Source organism: Herbaspirillum sp. YR522, from assembly GCF_000282575.1.
Taxonomy (GTDB): Bacteria; Pseudomonadota; Gammaproteobacteria; order Burkholderiales; family Burkholderiaceae_D; genus Herbaspirillum.
In genome coordinates this window covers 1-3,050 of the sequence record NZ_AKJA01000114.1, presented here as the reverse complement: position 1 = coordinate 3,050, position 3,050 = coordinate 1, and the positions used below count along the sequence as shown (strand labels likewise).

The window sequence follows — 3,050 nt, the reverse complement described above, 5'->3', positions numbered from 1 at the left end:
GCTCGCCTGCTGCACCGGGCAAGCCACCGTCCGCGCCCGCGACAGCAGGCGCGACTGGTTCATCGTGTAGCGCGCCGCCTGCGGACCGGTGCCGTCGATCATGCTGGCCGGCTGCGACATCGGTGCATTGCCGGCCTGGACCACATAGGTATTGCCGCCCATGAGCAGTTGGGCCGGCGTCAGGCCGGCGCTGCTGCTGTACAACGCGTCGGGTCGGTCCAGGCTGGCCAGGGTGTGCAAGCCGGCGGGCAGGCAGAACATCGCGAAGTTGCCTGCCGGCAGCGCGGTATGGAAGCGCCCATCGACAAATACCCGCGCCGCCGGCGAGGTGGCGCCGTGCTGGTGGGCATCGCGAAAATAGACCACCCGCACCAGTGAACTCGGCAATGGGGCTAGCGCAGGCAGCGACTCGGCCAGCGTGCTCAATTCGGTTACGGCACCCAAGGGCTGGGCGACGTCGGCCCAGGCACCGCCACTGGCAAGGCACAGCGACGTGCCTAACGCCACCAGGGCCTTGCGGGCCACGCGACGATGGATGGCGGTGGGATGGGTGACGGGCGATACTTGCTGTTGTTGCTGTTGTTGCTGTTGTTTCGATTGCATGATGACTCCTATGGATGATGCTGGTCGATGTGCCTGACAGCACTTGCGCGCTCGATCGGCATTGGATGGAAAGTTAGTTCAATGAGGCCAGACGACCGGGCACGCCGCCAGCGCGCTGCCTGCAGGCGGACGGGCTCGACGAGCGGATGGGTTAAGGTTGTCGGGCGTGGGAGATCGCCGGCGAGGGAGCGATGTCCCTCGCCCGCAGCGGCATGAGCCGGTTTCGCGAGCACGCGCTGGGCGCACGCACAGCCGCCCTTCGCTTACCCGGAATCATGGGGGCTCTCCGCTCAGATCAGCGTAGTCACCACGGCTTGCTGCACCAGCAACTCGGCATGGGTAACCGAGTGCTCGTAGACGTTGTATACCTGGCCTGCCACCGTCACGGTATCGACGGCCTTGGCCCAGCTGCCGGAATCGACGCCATTGCCATGCATCTTCGACAACTCGACTCGATCACCGTGATTACCGTTGACCATGAACTGCGTCTTGCCGTCGGTCACGAACAGGTCACGCCCGCCCAGGTTGAGCACATCGTTGAGCGAAAGCTTGAGCTTGTTGTCACCGCTGCCGGTCAGGTCGATCTTTTCGATGGACGAGATCTTGGCCGCAGTCGAAAAGCCGCCCATCGTGCTCAGATCCAAGGTCTGGTTGGCACCGGTCAGCTTGAGTGTATCGATGCCGGCACCGCCATGCACGCCGGCTCTGGACGATAGGAAATAGCTGACCTCGGGCAACAAGAAGGTCTCGCTGTCAGGGCCGCCATAGTAGGCGTCAGCGCCAGCCATGACCTTATACTCTGTCGGGAACGGATTGAGATAGCTGTCGGCATGATTGGAATAACTGATGTTGTCAAGCTTGGCTCCAATGAAACCCACGGTCCTGACGATGAAATATGCAATTGACTCGCCAGCTGGCGCAGTAAAGCGTACCGGCGTAAATATTGGCTGCGCCGTATTCCAATTAGCACCAACGGACAATGGCTCGGAGGTATGAAGAAACTGCCCAAGGCCGTTGTAGAACGTCACCGTATGGCCGGCCGTACCCGCCGCCACATCCAGGCTTACACTCTTCATGCCATTGCCAGGCAAGGTAAATGTGGTCAACTGGTCTGCACCTACAGTAAGGTAATTGCCGGTCGTATTGTTACCAGCGCCATTGTTCGGCGCATAGGGAGATATCCATCCTGCAGTACTGATCTGCAATCCATTGGGTCCATTGAGGTAATGCGGTTGTATAAGAAAGGTATTATTTCCTATCGCACTGCCATCATCCCAGCGGAATGAGGGCCGAGTGAAATTAACTGACTTAGCGACGCCATCGACCGTGTAATTGAAGTTATTGAGCTTGAATTCAGTCCCAGTGCTGCCTTCGGCCGCGTCCAGTTTGATATAAGAAAGATTGCGTCCGCTGGGCGCAGTAAAAGAAACCGTCTGCGACATTTTATTGACTGCGTAGGTCGTGGCATGAATGACGTGACCTCCTTCGTCATAGAACGTAACCCGAGTTCCGGTGCCTGGCGATGTGACTTCAAGCAATTCAAACGATACCTGGCTCATGTAACCCATCATGGACTTGAGCGTCAAGATACCATTGCTTGATGACAACACATTTCCCCGCGCCGCGCTGGACTCAAAGGTGAAATTCCCGACGCCAGCAAGGTGAAGGTCGCCGGTATTCACACCCTGCGATATCGTCGTTGATATCTCACCATTTTCCAGGGTAGCGAATGTGGAATTGAAATCCACAAAACCCGCGCCCAGAGTCCTGTAAGCGGAACTGTTACCCGCCTGGTCGATCAGGCTGGCGCCGAGCACCGATCCTGGCGGTATCGAAGGCAGCAACAATGACGGAATGGTAATCGGTACGGTCCCTGCGGCAATATCGCTCGCCCGCAGGACCTGGTCGAACGTATAGCGCCCAACCGTTACATGCAATGTATCGCCCGCTGCCGCATTGGAACCGGCGATGCCCACCGTCACCGTATCGTCGCTACGAGTGATCGACACCGGCGCGTTGGGCGCGATAGTGTCGAGCGTGATGTCTTGGGTATAGGTTGCCGCGCTTCCACTGCCGTTGACCACTTCCATCTTGACCGTCCAGTTGGTGCTGTGCGCATTGGGATCGACCACCGTCCATCGCTGGCCGTTGATCGACGCGTCCAGCCAGGTAGTGCCGCCGTCGGTCGATACCCGCAGTCGTTCACCAGGTATCAGCGGCGCGGACAAGCTGCCGAACAGGCCTCGCCCGGCATCACCATTGTTGGTGATGAGGTCCGAATCGCTGGCACCTTGGTCCTTGCTCATCCCTCGTAGCGCCGGCACGGTGCGCGATGTGCCACCGCCTGTGCCACCACCCGTGCCGCCGCCAGTGCCACCACCCGTGCCACCGCCTGGGCCTTCACCTGTGCCACCGCCTGTGCCACCACCAGTGCCGCCACCAGTGCC

General features: G+C 59.7%; 1 protein-coding gene and 1 pseudogene. Both read right to left on the bottom strand.

Going from position 1 to position 3,050, the window contains the following annotated elements; genetic code table 11:
• Positions 1-603: pseudogene (locus PMI40_RS15655) on the bottom strand (hypothetical protein); the annotation flags it as partial.
• A 290-nt stretch (positions 604-893) separates the two neighbouring features.
• Positions 894-2,909 (bottom strand): hypothetical protein, encoded by a 2,016-nt coding sequence (locus PMI40_RS23350; protein ID WP_008117225.1) that lies wholly within the window; start codon positions 2,907-2,909, stop codon positions 894-896.
• Positions 2,910-3,050 lie beyond the last annotated feature (141 nt).